Origin of the sequence: Ruegeria sp. R8_1 (assembly GCF_017743815.1) — a bacterium.
Classification (GTDB): domain Bacteria; phylum Pseudomonadota; class Alphaproteobacteria; order Rhodobacterales; family Rhodobacteraceae; genus Ruegeria; species Ruegeria lacuscaerulensis_A.
Genome location: NZ_JAGHRL010000002.1, coordinates 638333 through 655720, shown reverse-complemented (window position 1 = coordinate 655720; position 17388 = coordinate 638333). Strand labels below are relative to the sequence as shown.

Genomic DNA, 17388 nt, shown 5'->3' with positions numbered 1-17388 from the left:
CCATCGACTCGACCTGTTCGGCCACTTCGGGGCGCACGTCGAACGCATAGGTGATCGCCCCCAGTGAGGTCGAGGTCCCGATCGCCGCCAGACCGGCCACGCCGGCCCCCACGATCAGAACTTTCGCGGGGGGAACTTTACCCGCCGCCGTCACCTGACCGGTGAAGAAACGGCCAAAGTTGTTGCCCGCCTCGATCACCGCGCGGTAGCCCGCGATATTGGCCATCGACGACAGCGCGTCCATCTTCTGCGCGCGGGAAATACGCGGCACCATCTCCATGGCGATCACGTTCGCGCCTTTGGATTTGGCCAGCTCCATCCCGTCTTCATTGCCCGCAGGGTTGAAGAACGAGATCAGCGTCTTGCCCTTGGTCAGACGCTTCAGCTCGGTCTCAGAGGGCTGACGCACCTTGGCGACGATATCGACCTCTTTCCACAACGCGGCAGCGGTCTTGATAACCTCAACCCCGGCAGCTTCATAGGCAGCATCCGAAAAACCTGCCGCAAGACCAGCCCCCTTCTCAATGGCGCAGTCATAGCCAAGTTTCTGCAACTGCAAAGCGGACTCGGGCGTCATCGCGACCCGGTTCTCACCGTCCAGTATTTCCTTTGGTGTGCCTAGCTTCACTGGCAGTCCCCCTAAGTTTCACTCGGTCCGAGCGGTTCGTCGGATATGTTTGATAAGCACGCTGTGTAGCTGACGCAACATTATTTCGCAAGCGCAGCATCCGTGACGCGGTGTCACTGCCTTGGCCACTCTAAATCCACCTGCGGGTTTTACGTTCGTAACGGGCGAAATCAGTGCGGAAACTCCGCCGCATTCGATCTTCTTCCGGCAGGATAAAGCGCCGCTCTAGCAACCAGACGAAGATCGGAATCAGGGTCAGCGACAGCACTGCATCGAAGCGCAGAACCAGACCGGCCAGAATCAACACGTCGCCCAGATAGATCGGGTTTCGGCTGCGTGAATAGATGCCCGACTGCACCAAAGACGAGGGCGTTTCGTGCGGAATGACTGTTGTCTTGAAACGACGAAACTCGGCCACCGCCAGAACCGCCAGCAAGATGCCGCCACCGATTAAAATGCCGCTCAGCAAATCGGTCAGGCCGCTGTCCAGAGACAACCCCATCGGGAAATGGCGCGCCTGAAGCCAGGCGACACATGCAAACCCGACTAGCCAGACAGGTGGTATATCGACCCAGCGCATTGGCAGCCTCCGCAGCGGACGACATGCAAAGGCACGTCGCTTCTGCGTGTCCTCGTACCGTTTTAAGGCTAGATTCGCAAAAGCGCGGGATGTCGCATCAATGGACAGAGAATTCAGGATCGGTTACGCCATTGAAAAAGACGCATTCTTGACACAAGGCCACTCCCTGCGATGACCGATTTTGCCGCGACCAAAGCCCTTTTCGAGCTACCAGACGGAGTGATTTATCTGGACGGGAATTCTCTGGGCCCCCTGCCCCACGCCGCCGGGAAAACCGTGGCCCGCATGATAGAGGATGAGTGGGGTCAGATGCTGATCACCGGGTGGAACAAGGCCGGCTGGATGGGGTTGCCCACAGGTCTGGGCGATCGCATCGGGCGGCTGATCGGAGCGGAACCGGGCAGTGTCGTGACTGGCGACACGCTGTCGATCAAGGTGTATCAGGCCGTCGCCTCGGCGCTGGAGCTGTGCCCGGATCGCAGGGTAGTGTTGTCAGACAGCGGCAACTTTCCCTCGGATCTGTATATTGTCGACGGTCTTTTGCGCTCGCTTGGATCGGATTATGAGTTGCGCGTTGTCGCCCCCGAAGATGTCGCCGCACACATCACCGAGGACGTAGCGGTTTTGATGCTGACCGAGGTCGATTACCGCACCGGCCGGATGCACGACATGAAATCACTGACCGAACTGGCCCACGCAAAGGGCACCGTGACGGTCTGGGATCTGGCCCATTCCGCCGGCGCGATTCCGGTGGACCTGTCCGGTTGCAACGCGGATTTCGCGGTGGGCTGCACTTATAAATATCTCAATGGCGGCCCCGGCGCGCCCGCATTCATATATGTCGCGCCCCGTTTGACGGATCGCGTACGCCCGGCCCTGTCAGGCTGGCTGGGGCACGAAGCCCCGTTCGCATTCGATCTGGACTACCGCCCCGGCAACGGGATCGAGCGGATGCGCGTCGGCACTCCTCCGATCATCCAAATGACGGCGCTGTCAGCGGCGATGGATATCTGGGACATGGCCGATATGGCGGATGTGCGCGCGAAATCTATCGAATTGACTGAGCTGTTCATCACTCGGGTCGAGGCCACATGCCCCGACCTGACCTTGGCAAGCCCGCGTGATACGGCCCAACGTGGCAGTCAGGTTTCCTTCCGGTTTGCCGAAGGCTATGCCGCGATGCAGGCCTTGATCGCACGCGGTGTGATCGGAGATTTCCGGGCCCCTGACATCATGAGGTTCGGGTTCACCCCGCTCTATATAGACGCGCAGGATGTTGAGAACGCTGTCACGATTCTGGCCGACATAATGAAGAACCGATTATGGGATACGCCAGAGTACAAAACGCGCCAGCGGGTTACGTAACCTCGATTCCCGCTCCAATAACCGTGGCAAGATTGGAGTTTGATCGGATGAATTCCTGATAATCGCTGGCTGAGGTTTTTATCCCGCGCAGCGCTGAGGCAATCATCTTGGCCGTTTCCCTTGGCCCATCAAACAAACGTACCCGCCCCTTTTCTGCCTCGCGCCGCAGCCAGTCAGCATAAAGCGCCATCAACTGCGCTTCACCCTGTGTCACGATATCGGCGGCAGTGGACACGCTGGCATCCAGCAGCTCTAGCCCATGCGGCGAAGACATGATCTCGGCCATGCCATCCGTTTGCACATGGATCGCATTTCCGATGATTTGCGAAACTGATCCCTCCATATTCAGCGCTTCGGCAACGGCGGCCGTTTTACGCTCGTAGTGCAAATGTGTCAGTTGGCGCAGGATGGCCTCTTTGTTTTGAAAATGCAGGTACAGGGCCGGTCGGGACATACCCGCGCCTTTGGCGATGTCATCCATTGACGTTTTTTTGAACCCATAAGCCGAGAAGGCTTGAAGCGCCGAATCCAATATAGTCAGGCACTTATCATCCAAAACATAATTTTCCAGCGTAGCTTTTGACATTTTTTACCCATTTTGTCAGTTGACCATCTGACATATTCAGCTAACTATGTCAGAAAGTAACGACAGCTACAAGGCAAGAGGAAGCGCAATGGCGACCAATCTGAAGATCAACGGAACGTCACATCAGGTCGACCTGCCTGAAGACGTCCCTCTTTTGTGGGTCCTGCGAGATGAGCTTGGACTAACCGGCACAAAGTTCGGATGCGGCGTTGCAGCGTGCGGCGCTTGTACCGTTCACATTGACGGCGAGGCTGTTCGGTCCTGCCAAGTCGCGTTGTCAGATGTGTGGGGCGACATCACCACGATCGAAGGGCTTGGCACACCAACCGCTATGGCCAAGATCCAGCAGGCATGGGTCGATCATCAGGTTGCGCAATGCGGCTATTGTCAGTCAGGTCAAATCATGCAGGCCGCGGCGCTGCTGGCCGAAAATCCAACGCCCACGGACGCCGATATTGATGACGCAATGCAAGGAAACCTGTGCCGTTGCGGCACTTACCCGCGCATCCGGGCTGCGATCCATGACGCGGCCTCCAAACTGAAGGAGGCATAAACCATGGCATCTGTTGGAAAAATCCTCCGTCGTACGTTCCTTATCGGCTCGGCCGCCGTTGTCGGCGGTGTCGCCTTTGGCGCTTATTACGTCACGCGCCCGGCCGCGAACCCGCTGCGACCCGGCAAAGGAGAGACCGCCCTTAGCCCCTTTGTCCTGATCGACCAGCAGGGAGTAACCCTGTTTGCTCCGCGTGCCGAGATGGGACAGGGCGTTATGACCACATGGGCCGCACTCATTGCCGAAGAGCTTGATGTTGATCTCGACGACATCCGCGTTTTGCACGGTCCTGCAGCTGCAGCCTATTACAACTCGGCGTTGATGGCCGAGGGGCTGCCAAATAAGGGCTATGACGCCAGCGAGTTCCAGCACAACCTGGGCGAGGCCCTTGGCGTGCTTGGCAAACCGCTGAGTCTTCAAGTCACAGGTGGCTCGACCTCTATGAAAGACGGGTTCGAGCGGATGCGTGAAGCCGGTGCCACCGCGCGCGAGACGCTTAAGCAGGTCGCCGCTGATCGGCTGGGCGTGGACCGGACACAATTGAAAACCGAACGCGGCGCAGTGATCGCGCCGGATGGCACGCGCATTTCTTATCCCGAGCTCGCCGAAGCCGCCGGTCAGATCGAACCGCCCAACGTTGCATTGCGCGACCCATCGACCTGGCGCCTATTGGGTCAGAACCTTCCCCGCGTCGACGTGGTAGGGAAATCCACCGGTACAGCTGAGTTCGGCATCGACGTGCGACCCGAGGGTTTGAAATTCGCTTCCGTTCGAATGAACCCGAAGCTGGGCGGCACAATGAAGGGATATGACTCCAGTACAGCCGAATCCATGCCCGGCGTCGAAAAGATCGTCAATCTGGGCAACGGTGTCGCGGTGGTCGCAAGCAACACCTGGCTTGCCATACAGGCGGTCGAAGCCATCGACATCGACTGGGGTGACGCCCCCTACCCCCCCGAAACCGACGGCTTGTTTGCCAAGATTGCCGAAGCGTTTGACGACGCGCCAAACTCGACCATGCGCGACGATGGCGACGTGGACGTTTTGCCCGACGGCGCGACAGAAATCTCGGCGGAATACAAAGTGCCGTACCTGGCCCACGCCACAATGGAGCCGATGAACGCCACGGCCCTGTTCACTGGCACCAAGCTAGACCTGTGGTGTGGCAACCAGGCACCGACATTGATCCAGATCCGCGCCGCGAATACAGCCAATCTGGATACCGAGGCGGTCGATATTCATACCACCTATCTAGGGGGCGGTTTCGGTCGCCGTGGTGAACTGGACTTTGCAGAAATTGCCACCAAAGTTGCGATGGCGGTACCCAGTGTTCCGGTTCAGACGACCTGGAGCCGGGAAGAGGATATGCGTCACGATTACTACCGCCCCGGTGCAATCGCCCGGATGCGCGGAGCGGTCAAGGATGGCACTGCCGTTCTGATCGACGGTAAGGTGGCGTCGCAATCCAGCACGCAACAAGCAGTTGAACGCTATACTGGCCTGCCGGGCGGCGGCCCCGACAAGGTTCTTGTCGAGGGGTTATTCAACCAGCCCTACGCCGTGCCGAACTACCGCATCAGCGGCCACATCGCCGATCTGGCCGTGCCAGTAGGCTTCTGGCGCTCGGTCGGCAACAGCCATAACGGGTTCTTCCACGAAACTTTCATGGACGAAATGGCCCATGCCGCAGGTCGTGACCCGCTGGAGTTCCGGCTGGAGCTGGCCAAGGCCGAATTCGCCCCAGCTGCAGGTGTTCTGCAAGCCGTGAAAGAGATGTCCGGCTGGACCGGAGAAACCCCAGACGGTGTCGGACGGGGCGTCGCCATGACCTACAGCTTTGGCACGCCGGTTGCTCAGGTCATCGAAGTGGTTGACGAGGACGGCACCATTCGCATCGCTAAAGCGTGGATCGCCTGCGACGTGGGCATCGCTTTGGATCCGGGCACGGTCGAGGCGCAGATGTTCGGTGGAATGATGTACGGCTTGTCGGCCGCCGTTATGGGGGAAATCACGTTTGCGGACGGAGAAGTAGAGCAATTCAACTTCCCCGACTACGACGCGCTGCGCATGCACAACGCTCCGGTGACCGAGGTGCGTATCCTCGAAACCAACCCGCGCCTGGGAGGCGTGGGCGAGCCTGGCACACCTCCGTCAATGCCTGCACTTGGAAACGCGTTGTTCGACCTAACGGGCGAGCGGGCACGCACCCTACCATTGATCAATCAGTTCGATTTGCTGGTTTGATCGCGATGCGCCGGTCTGGTTCTTCTCTCCTGGACCGGCGCACGCCTTCTATGCCGATTGCTGCAGCGTCGCGGCCTTAGAGCCAGCAGACCATGCATGGACAGCTTGCCCGAACGCTTTGAACAGCGGGCGCGAGACCGGGTCGTTCTCGGCATCCCATTCCGGGTGCCATTGCACCGAAAGCGTAAAACCCGGGGCGTCCTTTATATAGATCGCTTCTGGCGTTCCATCCGGCGCGTGGCCATCTACCACAACCCGATGCCCGACCGTCTTGATCCCCTGCCCGTGCAGAGTATTCGTCATGACTTCGGTCGCATCCATCAAACGGTGAAATACGCCGCCTTCGGACAGTGTCACGATATGGCGCAGCGCAAACTTTTCTTCCAACGTCCCATCCGGTGGCATGCGATGGTTCATCCGCCCCGGAAGATCGCGAATTTCGGGATAAAGTGTTCCACCCATCGCCACATTGACCTCTTGAAACCCGCGGCAAATGCCAAAGAACGGCTGACCCCTTTCGACACAGGCCCGCACCAACGGCAGTGCGATCGCATCCCGCGCCCGATCAAAATCGCCATGCGCATCGGTTGCGGGCTCACCATATTCCTCGGGGTGCACATTCGGGCGCGCGCCGGTCAGCAAAAAGCCGTCACAGACCTCCAGCAATTCTTCCACTGAAACGTAGCGGGGATCAGCCGGAATTAGCATCGGCAAACAGCCTGATACGTTCGCAACCGCGTCAGAATTCATGGTCCCACCGGCATGGGTCGGGTATTGATCATCCAACAAGTATGAGTTGCCGATAATACCCACAATAGGTCGAGGCATTCTTATTTCCCGGTTGTTTTTGCGTTTCGGGAAAGCTAGCCGCCGTCACAGCAGCGCGCAATAGCACAGCCCCTGTGTGGCAGCGCAGGCACTTGTTCACTTATGCACAAGGGGAACAAGCAACAGTCAAATGACCATTTGTGAGGCATTCCACGAACACCGAAAGTCGAAGGGCCCAGGGGCCCTTCGACAGGTTCATCAAATCTCGCCGATCAGGTTGGCAGCTTCGATCCCCGCCATCGCCGCGATCGCGTCATTATCCGAGGTGTCGCCGGTAACGCCAACAGCGCCGATCACGGCCCCTTTCTTGTCGCGCAACAATACGCCGCCCGGCACCGGTACAACCTGCCCCCCATAAACACCGTTAACAGCGGCCATGAAATAAGCCTGCGCCTCGGCCCGCGCCATCTGCGCGGTGCCTGCCATGCCCAGCATGACTGACCCATAGGCCTTGCCCTGTGCAATCGCAAAACGACCCGGCGCGGCACCGTCTTCGCGCTCAAACGCGATCACGTGACCACCGGCGTCCAGAACAACAACTGACAGAGGTTTCAGCTCCAATTGGCGGCCTTTTTCCAGAGCCTTACGCACAATTGTGCGCGCCTTACGCAATGTAACAGCCATGCCTGATCCCTTTCATCTGGCTAAAATATCTTGGGAACACGAGGGGGACCACAGCCCCCTCGTTCCAACCCTATCCGTTCAGCCCAAGCTGGCTTTCAACTCCAAACGGCGCGCGTGCAAAACCGGCTCGGTGTAACCCGAAGGCTGAACGCGGCCTTTGAACACCAGATCACAGGCTGCCTGGAATGCCACACCGTCAAAACCGGGCGCCATCGGGCGATAGCTTGGGTCGCCTTCGTTCTGGCGATCCACCACGGCGGCCATCTTCTGCATCGCCGCCATCACCTGTTCTTCGCTCACCACGTCATGGAGCAGCCAGTTGGCCAGCGCCTGCGACGAAATCCGGCAGGTCGCGCGGTCTTCCATCAGCCCGATATCGTTGATATCCGGCACTTTCGAACAGCCAACGCCCTGATCGACCCAACGCACCACATAGCCCAGAATGCCCTGCGCATTGTTCTCGATCTCACGCGTGATCTCGTCTTCGCTTAGGTTGCGGCCTCCCAGCAGCGGTACGGTCAGCAGATCGTCCAGCGTTCCGCGCGCACCACTTGCGGCCAGTTCGTCCTGACGGGCCAAAACGTCAACCTTGTGGTAATGCGTGGCGTGCAGGGTCGCAGCGGTCGGCGACGGCACCCACGCGCAAGTCGCGCCCGATTTCGGGTGGCCGATCTTCTGATCCAGCATGTCGCCCATCCGGTCGGGCATCGCCCACATGCCTTTGCCAATCTGCGCCTTGCCTTTCAGACCACAGGCAAGACCAATATCGACATTGCGATCCTCATACGATGTAATCCAAGGCGTCGCTTTCATGTCCCCCTTGGGCAGCATCGGACCTGCTTCGATCGAGGTATGGATCTCATCCCCGGTCCGATCAAGGAAACCGGTGTTGATAAAGGCCACGCGCGATTTCGCGGCGCGGATGCATTCTTTCAGGTTGGACGAGGTGCGGCGCTCTTCATCCATTATGCCCAGCTTGACGGTGTTGCGCGGCAGGCCAAGGATGTCCTCGACCATATCGAAAATCTCGGCCGCAAACGCCACTTCGGCAGGCCCGTGCATCTTGGGCTTGACCACATAGACCGAACCCTTGACCGAGTTCCCACCTTCACGCTGCAGGTCATGCATCGCGATCAGCGTGGTGCAGAGCGCATCCATCAGGCCCTCACCGATCTCATTGCCTTCACCATCCAGAACGGCGGGGTTGGTCATCAGGTGGCCCACATTGCGGATCAGCATCAGCGAGCGGCCTTTCAGCACATCCTGTTCGCCACCTGCGGTGGTATAGGTCAGATCGTCAGCCAGTTTCCGGGTGAAGGTGGTGCCGCCTTTGGTCACCTCCTCAGCCAGATCGCCTTTCATCAGACCCAGCCAGTTGCTATAGGCCACGACCTTATCTTCGCCATCCACACAGGCCACCGAGTCCTCGCAGTCCATGATCGTGGACAGCGCCGATTCCAGATGAACATCAGCAATCCCAGCCGGGTCGGTCGCACCGATGCTGCTAGAGGCATCGACGACGATTTTTACGTGCAGCCCGTTATTCTTCAGCAGAACAAAATCGGGCTTCTCAGCCTCACCGCCAAAGCCAACAAATGCCGCAGCTTCGGCCAAAGCGGGGACTAGCGCACCGCCTTCGACCCGCAGATCGGACACATCGGCCCACGAGCCTGCAGCCAACGGTACAGCATCGTCCAGAAAACCTTTGGCCCATGCAATCACACGGGCACCGCGCGCCTCGTCATAGCCTCCGGCGGCTGGCAGATCGCCCATCGCGTCCGTGCCATACAGCGCATCGTACAAGCTGCCCCAACGTGCGTTGGCGGCGTTCAGTGCAAAACGGGCATTGGTGATCGGCACAACCAGCTGCGGGCCGGGTGTCGAGGCGATCTCGGGATCGACATTGGTGGTTTCGATCTGGAAATCGTCACCCTCTTCGACCAGATAACCGATCTCGCGCAGGAATGCCTGATAGGCGCTGGCGTCGTGGTCCTGACCTTTGCGGTCCAGATGCCATGCGTCCAGCTGGCTTTGCATCTTTTCACGCTTGGCAAGAAAGTCGCGGTTTTTTGGGCCCAGCTCGGACACCATGCGCGACAAACCATCCCAGAACGCATCGGCAGTAACACCGGTGCCAGGCAAAGCCTTGTCTTCGATGAACTCGGCCAGAACCGTATCAACTTGAAGCCCGCTGCGTGTCTGTCTGCTGGTCATAGTGTTCCTCCCGCCTTTTTGTGCACCACTGTGTGCAGCCAGCATTTAGAGTGAAAGTTTCCGATAGGCAACGTGCCGCAACAATTTCGGTAAAAAAAACTTACCAAAATCTCGTGACCAGCTTTTGCTTGGGCTCCGACACCGCTTGCAGCCCATTGCCACAGACCATAACGTCGCCTCAAACTCCAACCGATGCGAGGCCCCGATGCGCGACGCTGCCCCTACGACGATCTATCTGAAAGATTACACGCCCTTTGGCTATCTTGTGGACAGCGTGCATCTAACCTTCGATCTTGCGGCCCACGCGACCCGCGTAACATCGCGCATCGCCTTTCGCCCCAACCCTGATGCCAAGGACCGCACATTCTTCCTGCACGGCGAAGAGCTGACCCTGATCCGCGCCTCCATTGACGGGGTGCAGATCACGCCCGAGGTGACCGATAAGGGCCTGACCGCCCCCGCCCCCGACGCGCCCTTCATATGGGAGGCCGAGGTCGAGATTGACCCCGGCAACAACACCGCGCTTGAGGGGCTCTATATGTCTAACGGCATGTATTGCACCCAGTGCGAGGCGGAAGGGTTCCGCAAGATCACCTACTACCCCGATCGCCCTGATGTGATGTCCACCTTCACCGTGCGCATCAATGGCGATCTGCCGGTCCTGCTGTCCAACGGCAACCCAAGCGGCAAAGGCGAAGGCTGGGCCGAATGGACCGACCCGTGGCCCAAGCCTGCCTACCTATTCGCGCTTGTCGCGGGCGAATTGATCGCGCATCCCGGCCAGTTCACCACCATGTCCGGGCGCGACGTCGCGCTGAACCTCTGGGTCCGCCCCGGTGACGAGGGCAAATGTGCCTTTGGGATGGAGGCGCTGAAAAAGTCGATGAAATGGGATGAGGACGTCTATGGCCGTGAATACGATCTGGACGTGTTCAACATCGTGGCCGTCGATGACTTCAACATGGGCGCGATGGAGAACAAGGGACTGAATATCTTCAACTCCTCGGCCGTGCTGGCCAGCCCCGAGACCTCGACCGATATGAATTTTGAGCGGATCGAGGCGATCATCGCGCATGAGTATTTTCACAATTGGACCGGCAACCGCATCACTTGCCGTGACTGGTTCCAGCTGTGTCTGAAAGAAGGTCTGACAGTCTTCCGCGATGCGCAGTTTACGTCCGATATGCGCTCGGCCCCGGTGAAACGCATCCATGACGCCATCGACCTGCGCGCGCGGCAATTCCCCGAGGATAACGGGCCGTTATCTCACCCGGTGCGACCCGAAAGCTTTCAGGAGATCAACAATTTCTACACCGCCACCGTCTACGAAAAAGGTGCCGAAATCATCGGCATGCTGAAACGGCTGGTGGGCGATGAAGCCTATTCCAAGGCGCTGGATTTGTATTTTGACCGCCATGACGGGCAGGCCTGCACCATCGAAGACTGGATCAAGGTATTCGAGGATACGACCGGTCGCGATCTGAGCCAGTTCAAGCGCTGGTACAGCCAATCCGGCACTCCGCGCGTGACGGTGGCCGAAGAATGGGCAGACGGCACCTACACCCTGACCCTGTCGCAGCGCACCGAGCCCACGCCGGGTCAGGACGAAAAGCTACCGCAGGTGATCCCGGTGGCCGTTGGCCTTCTGGGCCCCAACGGTGATGAGGTCCGCACGACTGAGGTGCTAGAACTGACCGAAGCCAGCCAAAGTTTCACCTTCACCGGGCTGGCGGCCAAACCAACGGCCTCGGTCCTGAGGGATTTCTCGGCCCCGGTTATTCTGGAACAGGATCAAAGCAGCGCCGAACGCGCCTTTCTGCTGGCCCATGACTCGGACGCGTTCAACCGCTGGCAAGCCGGGCGCTCGTTGGCCGAAGACACGTTGTTGAACATGATCCAAACCGATGCAGCACCCGATGCGGACTATCTGGATGGCCTACTGGCTGTGCTGCGCGATGGTGACTTGGACCCGGCCTACCGCGCACTGATGCTGGGCCTGCCGACGCAATCAGAAATGGCGGCCGCCTTGCACGAGAATGGCGAAACGCCTGATCCGATGGCGATCTGGACCGCCGTCGAGACGCTGCGGCAGGTCACTGCACAGCACGTCCAAGACCTGCTGCCGCGTTTGCACAGCGAGACCGTGATTGACGCCCCCTACAGCCCGGATGCTGATCAATCGGGCAAGCGCGCCTTGGGCGGGGCCGCTTTGGCGCTGACCTCACGTCTGGACGGAGGGGCCAAAGCCGCCGAGGAATACAAGACCGCCGACAACATGACCCTGCAACTGACCGCCCTGTCCTGCCTTCTGCGCGCAGGTAAGGGACAGGCTGAACTGGCCGCATTCTATGACCAGTGGCAACACGACCGGTTGGTGATGGATAAGTGGTTCGGCCTGCAGGTCTCGATGGCGGCACCAGAGGCGACGGCGGATGTGGCGCGAAAACTCACCGAGCATCCGGACTTTAACTGGAAAAACCCCAACCGCTTCCGCGCGGTCATGGGAGCGTTGGCGATGAACCATGCCGGGTTCCACCGGGCCGATGGTGCGGGCTATGCCCTGCTGGCGGACTGGTTGATCAAACTGGACCCGGTGAACCCGCAGACCACGGCGCGGATGTGTTCGGCCTTCCAAACATGGAAACGCTATGACACCGACCGTCAGGCCCTGATCCGCGCGCGGTTGACCCGCATCGCAGAAACACCCGATCTGTCGCGGGACACGACCGAGATGGTCTCGCGCATTCTGGGCGCATGACGCCTTACACGTTCACACGTCAGAACAGGACGCCGCGCGTTTTGGCGATCCTGCTCTGCATCTACGGCGGGTTGATCGCTCTGGTCGTGTGGTTTGACGCGGTATGGTGGCTGATCGCTCCGTTGGCCCTGACCACTCTGCCCGCTGTTTGGGACTTTGTGCAGGGTACCAAAGCCGGTTTGTCGGTGGCGCAGGATACGATGAGCTGGTTCACCGGACCGCGCAAGGCCGAGGTCAATCTTGCCGATATTGACCACGTTCGAATGGACACGCGCTGGGATTTCTCAGTGCGTGTATCGCTGGTCTTGAATTCCGAGAAAAAGATTCGCCTGCCTGATGAATCAACCCCTCCGCACCGGGTGTTTGAGCAGGTCCTGCAGGCCACCGGGCTGCGGGTTGAACGGCATCATTTTACTGTGTTCTAGGGGCAATCCGGATACCTCACCCGGATTGTTCACGAATTTACCACCAAACTACCCCTGAATCTTGAATTTGAGCAAAATCAGAAGAAAGATTAAGTCCAACGTTACCAGTTTTTACAGTTACCGAGTTTTACCATGTTGCGGTTCTTCAAATCCAACGCGCCCAGCGCATCTGTCCCCCAAATCCACCCCGAGTTGTGTCTGGCGCCAGATGTGTCTGCGGTGTTTCCGCAACGTGGCCAAGTGAATATTCCCGTTGTTGACGCGCGCTCCGAGGACATAGCAGGCCACGATGCGATTGAGCGTGGCCGTTATTTGGCCCGTCAGGGGATGTGGTCCGAGTTGTCCCAGAAAATGAAAGCAGCCGACGACGCTCGCGAAAGCGCGCCTGACGGTATGCCCGTTGCAGATCTGTTGGCCTTTGGTGCCCGTTCAGACGTGGTTTTGGCGGTCGAGCACGCTTTGTCGGATCTGCAAGAGGTGCGCGATTACGACCTGCTTGGGGGTATTTCTGAGCTGGAAGATGAAATGCACGAAAACGCTGACGATGCGATGATCGCATTGGTCGTTGCATTGGCGCATATAGACATTGCGTGGGCATGGCGTGGGACGGCCACGGAGGACAAGCTGCCCTCTTTGCATCAGTCGCGTTGCGCAGCTCATTTCGACCGCGCCGCCGCGATCCTTCCGAAATGCCGTGAGGCCGCGCCGGACAGCCCTTTGGTTGCAGCGGCCGATTGTGCTCTGCTGGCCGGACAGCGCAAGACGCATGTCCGTGTGGCCGACAAATACGAACGCCTGATTACGCTGGATCCCCATAACCAACGCCATATGCGCGCTATGGGCACGCATCTGCTGCCGCGCTGGTTCGGCAGCTATGAAGAGCTTGAGGTCCAAGCCCTGCGCAACGCCGCCAGAACTCATGATATCTGGGGCGCAGGTGGTTACACTTGGGCGCAGTTCGACGCGATCGTGCTGGATGACGAAGCCTGTGCGCGGCTGGATGTCGAATACTTCCTGCAGGGTCTTCATGACATTCTGAGCAACCGCCCCGATCAAGAAATGGTAAATATGCTGGCGGCATACTGCGCGATCACGATCAAGCGTGGCATTGGCCGGAATGAAGAGTCGGACGCTGTTCGCGCTCAGATCCACGAAGCCGCAAACTGGTTGATCCGCGATCACCTGACCGAATTGCACCCGCTGATCTGGGCACATGCGGCCAACGGATTCAACAACGCGGCGCGCGTCAACTCGACTGAACGGTTTGCAGCACGCGGTCACCGCGACGCGCTGCGGGCGATTGGCAACCTGTTTAGCGAAGAACTGCGCAACGGTATGGATGTGACCTTCACCTCAACGGGCCTACACCTCTCCAGCCACTGAATTCCCCCTTGCCCCTTTGGCGCGCCGGGCCTAATACGCAAGCCTAGACTTCTGCGGAAATTAGAGGCGCGCCATGCTCGACCTGACATACGAAATGCCTAAAATCAAAACCATTGCCGGTGCCAAGCACGATTGGGAACTGGTGATCGGGATGGAGGTGCACGCTCAGGTCTCATCCAACGCCAAGCTGTTTTCTGGCGCATCGACCCAGTTCGGGGCCGAGCCGAACTCGAACGTGGCCTTCGTGGACGCGGCGATGCCGGGGATGCTGCCGGTGATCAACGAATATTGCGTGGAACAGGCGGTGCGCACCGGGCTGGGTCTGAAGGCGGATATCAACCTGAAATCGGCCTTCGACCGCAAAAACTACTTCTACCCTGACCTGCCGCAGGGCTACCAGATTTCCCAGCTGTACCACCCTATCGTGGGCGAAGGCGAAGTGCTGGTGGAAATGGGCGACGGCACCGCGCGCATGGTTCGGATCGAGCGTATCCACATGGAGCAGGACGCAGGCAAATCGATCCACGACATGGACCCGCATATGTCCTTCGTCGACCTGAACCGCACCGGCGTCTGCCTGATGGAAATCGTGTCCCGCCCCGACATTCGCGGCCCCGAAGAGGCCGCCGCCTATATCGCCAAGCTGCGCCAGATCATGCGTTATCTGGGCACCTGCGACGGCAACATGCAAAACGGCAACCTGCGGGCCGACGTCAACGTCTCGATCTGCTTGCCGGGCGCGTATGAGAAGTATCAGGAAACGCAGGATTTCTCGCATCTGGGCACCCGCTGCGAGATCAAGAACATGAACTCGATGCGGTTCATCCAGCAAGCGATTGAGGTCGAGGCCCGCCGTCAGATCGCCATCGTCGAAGGTGGCGGCGAGGTCGAGCAGGAAACGCGCCTGTACGACCCCGACAAGGGCGAGACGCGGTCCATGCGGTCCAAGGAAGAGGCGCATGATTATCGCTATTTCCCCGACCCTGACCTGCTGCCGCTTGAGATTGAACAAGCCTGGGTGGACGACATCGCCGCCAAGCTGCCCGAACTGCCCGACGCCAAAAAGGCGCGTTTTATCGAAGCGTTTGGCCTGACCGACTATGACGCCTCGGTCCTGACCGCCGAAGTGGAAAGCGCTGCCTATTTTGAAGAGGTTGCGCAGGGTCGCAACGGCAAGCTGGCCGCGAACTGGGTGATCAACGAGTTGTTCGGCCGATTGAAGAAAGAAGACCACGACATCACCGACAGCCCGGTATCGCCCGCGCAGTTGGGTGGGATCATCGACCTGATTTCCTCGGATGCCATCTCGGGCAAGATCGCCAAGGACCTGTTCGAAATCGTCTATACCGAAGGCGGTGACCCGGCGCAGATCGTCGAAGAGCGCGGTATGAAACAGGTCACCGATACCGGCGCAATCGAAGCCGCTTTGGACGAAATCATCGCCGCCAACCCCGCGCAGGTGGAAAAAGCCAAGGTGAACCCGAAACTGGCGGGCTGGTTCGTTGGTCAGGTGATGAAAGCCACCGGCGGCAAGGCCAACCCCAAGGCGGTGAACGAGCTGGTTGCCAAGAAACTGGGCGACTGAACCAACTAAATTTTATGCAAAGGCGGCAGAGGGCATCCCCACTGCCGCCTTTCTTTTGCGCTGTGTCCGGGCAACACACGCCGGGCACGGCGCGAAGGAGACTTTCCCAATGGCCTCAACATGCTAGATTGCAGGGAACGAACAGGTAGGAAGATCCGATGCCGCGCTACGAATACAAAGTTGTCCCCGCCCCGCAGAAAAGCGGCAAATCAAAGGGCGCAAAAACCGCCGAAGGCCGGTTTGCGGCCTCGATCGAACAGGTACTAAACCAAATGGGACAGGATGGCTGGGAATATCAGCGCGCAGAATTGCTGCCCAGTGAAGAACGCGCTGGCTTTACCAGTTCGACCGTGAACTGGCGCAACGTGCTGGTGTTCCGGCGCGAAATCGATGTGACTTTTGTCAGCACACGCGGCCCGACAGAAACGCCGGAAGGCGTACCTTTGGCCCAGCCTGTTCCGGGCCCCGAAATGGTCGTAGCCCCTGCCCCGATTGCGGAAGAGGTGCAAGAGCCGCCGCTGTCATTGAAGGGCTTGGAAACAGTTCCCAGTTCGGACGACGCACCGCCGGAGAAATAATGAACAGCATTGCCAATTGGACTTTTTTGATTTCACATTCTTTTATTTCAACACTTTACGTTTGTTTCACTTTGATGTTCACCGGTCAGCTGCACGCTGATCCGGGCGCGAACACCCCTCCTAACTGCGTGACAAATATTGATGCTGAGGGGACAGTTATTGCCGGTCACTTCGGCTTAGTCATCTCACCGACTCCATTCTTCTCTGTCGAGTCTAAAGAAGATGAATTAGAAGTCTTTCAAAACACTCGGTACAAACGGGGTGTCCTTATCTATTCGATACCAAAACATAATTTCGAACTCGCTGGTAATTCCGGCCAAAGCAATCCAGGAGAAGATGTTGAAACCAAGATGGTCTTCACAATGGAAGATGGCACAGTTGCCCATTCCTGTACGGTTCGTTCGGTACCGTTTGATGAAACCATTCATGACCCCAAAAGAACTCAAGTTGGAGATTGCGATCTAAAGCAAATCTCCGGCCTAAAGTCTTTGTCGGCAGGGCACGTACAGATTTTTGAACCCCCCCTCAAGCTGAGCGAAGTGGCTAGTGCGCCAAAAACAGTATTACTCGCTTCTCAGGTTACGGCACAGTTGATACAACTGCGCGGGCAATCTGAAGGTTGGGCCAACTTTGTTTGGTTTCCGGAACAAGAAACAGAGTTCGGTTACATTGGAGGTATCTGCAATATCGCTGTCGCCAAAAGCACCTCGACCATAGAAAAGCGACAGCCAGAACACCTTGAAGCATGCAAAGATGTTGATAACAAAGATCTGACTCTAGCCATAGGTGAGAAAGCCACCATAGCTATGTCGCTATACGGTAACAACCTAAATTTCTTCTCAGGCAAACTAGATCAAAACTACCCGGTAATTGAAGTAACAACGCCGTCAATTTTTGGTTCATCTGACCTAGAAGAGTTCGAAGTAATCGCTTCAAGACCGGGAAAGATGTCTTTGGTCCGAAGAATTTATCTCCCTGAAGAGCCGAAGTTGAAATACGATGTTTGCGTGGTAACTGTGAATTGACGAAGTCCAAAT

Annotated in this window: 14 protein-coding genes and 1 pseudogene; 9 read left to right on the top strand and 6 right to left on the bottom strand. The window is 58.3% G+C overall.

Going from position 1 to position 17388, the window contains the following annotated elements:
- A pseudogene (locus tag J7380_RS07315) lies at positions 1 to 628 on the bottom strand (NAD(P)(+) transhydrogenase (Re/Si-specific) subunit alpha); the annotation flags it as partial.
- A gap of 130 nt (positions 629 to 758) precedes the next feature.
- Positions 759 to 1208 carry a methyltransferase gene (locus J7380_RS07310; RefSeq protein WP_209195126.1) on the bottom strand — a complete coding sequence of 150 codons (450 nt, stop codon included), beginning with the start codon at positions 1206 to 1208 and terminating at the stop codon, positions 759 to 761.
- A gap of 171 nt (positions 1209 to 1379) precedes the next feature.
- Between J7380_RS07310 and kynU the strand changes: the two genes are divergently transcribed.
- A complete protein-coding gene (gene kynU, locus J7380_RS07305; RefSeq protein WP_209195125.1) occupies positions 1380 to 2573 on the top strand; it encodes a kynureninase in 1194 nt (397 codons plus the stop codon).
- On the opposite strand, the gene J7380_RS07300 is transcribed toward kynU, so the two are convergent.
- The gene (locus tag J7380_RS07300) at positions 2566 to 3159 is read right to left on the bottom strand and encodes a TetR/AcrR family transcriptional regulator (protein WP_170527522.1); all 594 of its coding nucleotides are present in this window, start codon (positions 3157 to 3159) and stop codon (positions 2566 to 2568) included. The two genes, kynU and J7380_RS07300, sit on opposite strands and share 8 nt — an antisense overlap.
- Before the next feature lie 88 nt (positions 3160 to 3247).
- On the opposite strand from J7380_RS07300, the gene J7380_RS07295 reads away from it, so the two are divergent.
- Both J7380_RS07295 and J7380_RS07290 read left to right on the top strand, forming a co-directional pair.
- On the top strand, positions 3248 to 3712 hold the full coding sequence (locus J7380_RS07295; protein ID WP_170352587.1) for a (2Fe-2S)-binding protein: 465 nt from the start codon (positions 3248 to 3250) through the stop codon (positions 3710 to 3712).
- A 3-nt stretch (positions 3713 to 3715) separates the two neighbouring features.
- The gene (locus J7380_RS07290) at positions 3716 to 5956 is read left to right on the top strand and encodes a molybdopterin cofactor-binding domain-containing protein (protein WP_209195124.1); all 2241 of its coding nucleotides are present in this window, start codon (positions 3716 to 3718) and stop codon (positions 5954 to 5956) included.
- Between the two features lie 48 nt (positions 5957 to 6004).
- On the opposite strand, the gene J7380_RS07285 is transcribed toward J7380_RS07290, so the two are convergent.
- From J7380_RS07285 to J7380_RS07275, 3 genes are all read right to left on the bottom strand, one after another.
- Positions 6005 to 6784 carry a gamma-glutamyl-gamma-aminobutyrate hydrolase family protein gene (locus J7380_RS07285; protein ID WP_209195123.1) on the bottom strand — a complete coding sequence of 260 codons (780 nt, stop codon included), beginning with the start codon at positions 6782 to 6784 and terminating at the stop codon, positions 6005 to 6007.
- Between the two features lie 198 nt (positions 6785 to 6982).
- Complete coding sequence (locus J7380_RS07280; protein WP_209195122.1) at positions 6983 to 7408, bottom strand: heme-binding protein; 426 nt, start codon at positions 7406 to 7408, stop codon at positions 6983 to 6985.
- Between the two features lie 78 nt (positions 7409 to 7486).
- Positions 7487 to 9622, bottom strand: a complete 2136-nt coding sequence (locus tag J7380_RS07275) for a malate synthase G (RefSeq protein ID WP_209195121.1) — start codon at positions 9620 to 9622, stop codon at positions 7487 to 7489.
- 205 nt (positions 9623 to 9827) lie between these two features.
- On the opposite strand from J7380_RS07275, the gene pepN reads away from it, so the two are divergent.
- From pepN to J7380_RS07245, 6 genes are all read left to right on the top strand, one after another.
- Positions 9828 to 12380, top strand: a complete 2553-nt coding sequence (pepN, locus tag J7380_RS07270) for an aminopeptidase N (RefSeq protein WP_209195120.1) — start codon at positions 9828 to 9830, stop codon at positions 12378 to 12380.
- Positions 12377 to 12805 (top strand): hypothetical protein, encoded by a 429-nt coding sequence (locus J7380_RS07265; protein ID WP_209195119.1) that lies wholly within the window; start codon positions 12377 to 12379, stop codon positions 12803 to 12805. The genes pepN and J7380_RS07265 overlap by 4 nt, the downstream gene beginning before the upstream one ends.
- A gap of 132 nt (positions 12806 to 12937) precedes the next feature.
- The gene (locus J7380_RS07260) at positions 12938 to 14188 is read left to right on the top strand and encodes a hypothetical protein (RefSeq protein WP_247742430.1); all 1251 of its coding nucleotides are present in this window, start codon (positions 12938 to 12940) and stop codon (positions 14186 to 14188) included.
- Between the two features lie 73 nt (positions 14189 to 14261).
- Positions 14262 to 15773 (top strand): Asp-tRNA(Asn)/Glu-tRNA(Gln) amidotransferase subunit GatB, encoded by a 1512-nt coding sequence (gene gatB, locus J7380_RS07255; RefSeq protein WP_209195118.1) that lies wholly within the window; start codon positions 14262 to 14264, stop codon positions 15771 to 15773.
- A 158-nt stretch (positions 15774 to 15931) separates the two neighbouring features.
- Positions 15932 to 16351: a DUF4177 domain-containing protein gene (locus J7380_RS07250; protein WP_209195117.1), complete on the top strand. Its 420-nt coding sequence runs from the start codon at positions 15932 to 15934 to the stop codon at positions 16349 to 16351.
- The gene (locus J7380_RS07245; protein WP_209195116.1) at positions 16351 to 17376 is read left to right on the top strand and encodes a hypothetical protein; all 1026 of its coding nucleotides are present in this window, start codon (positions 16351 to 16353) and stop codon (positions 17374 to 17376) included. Before J7380_RS07250 ends, J7380_RS07245 begins: the two co-directional genes overlap by 1 nt.
- Positions 17377 to 17388 lie beyond the last annotated feature (12 nt).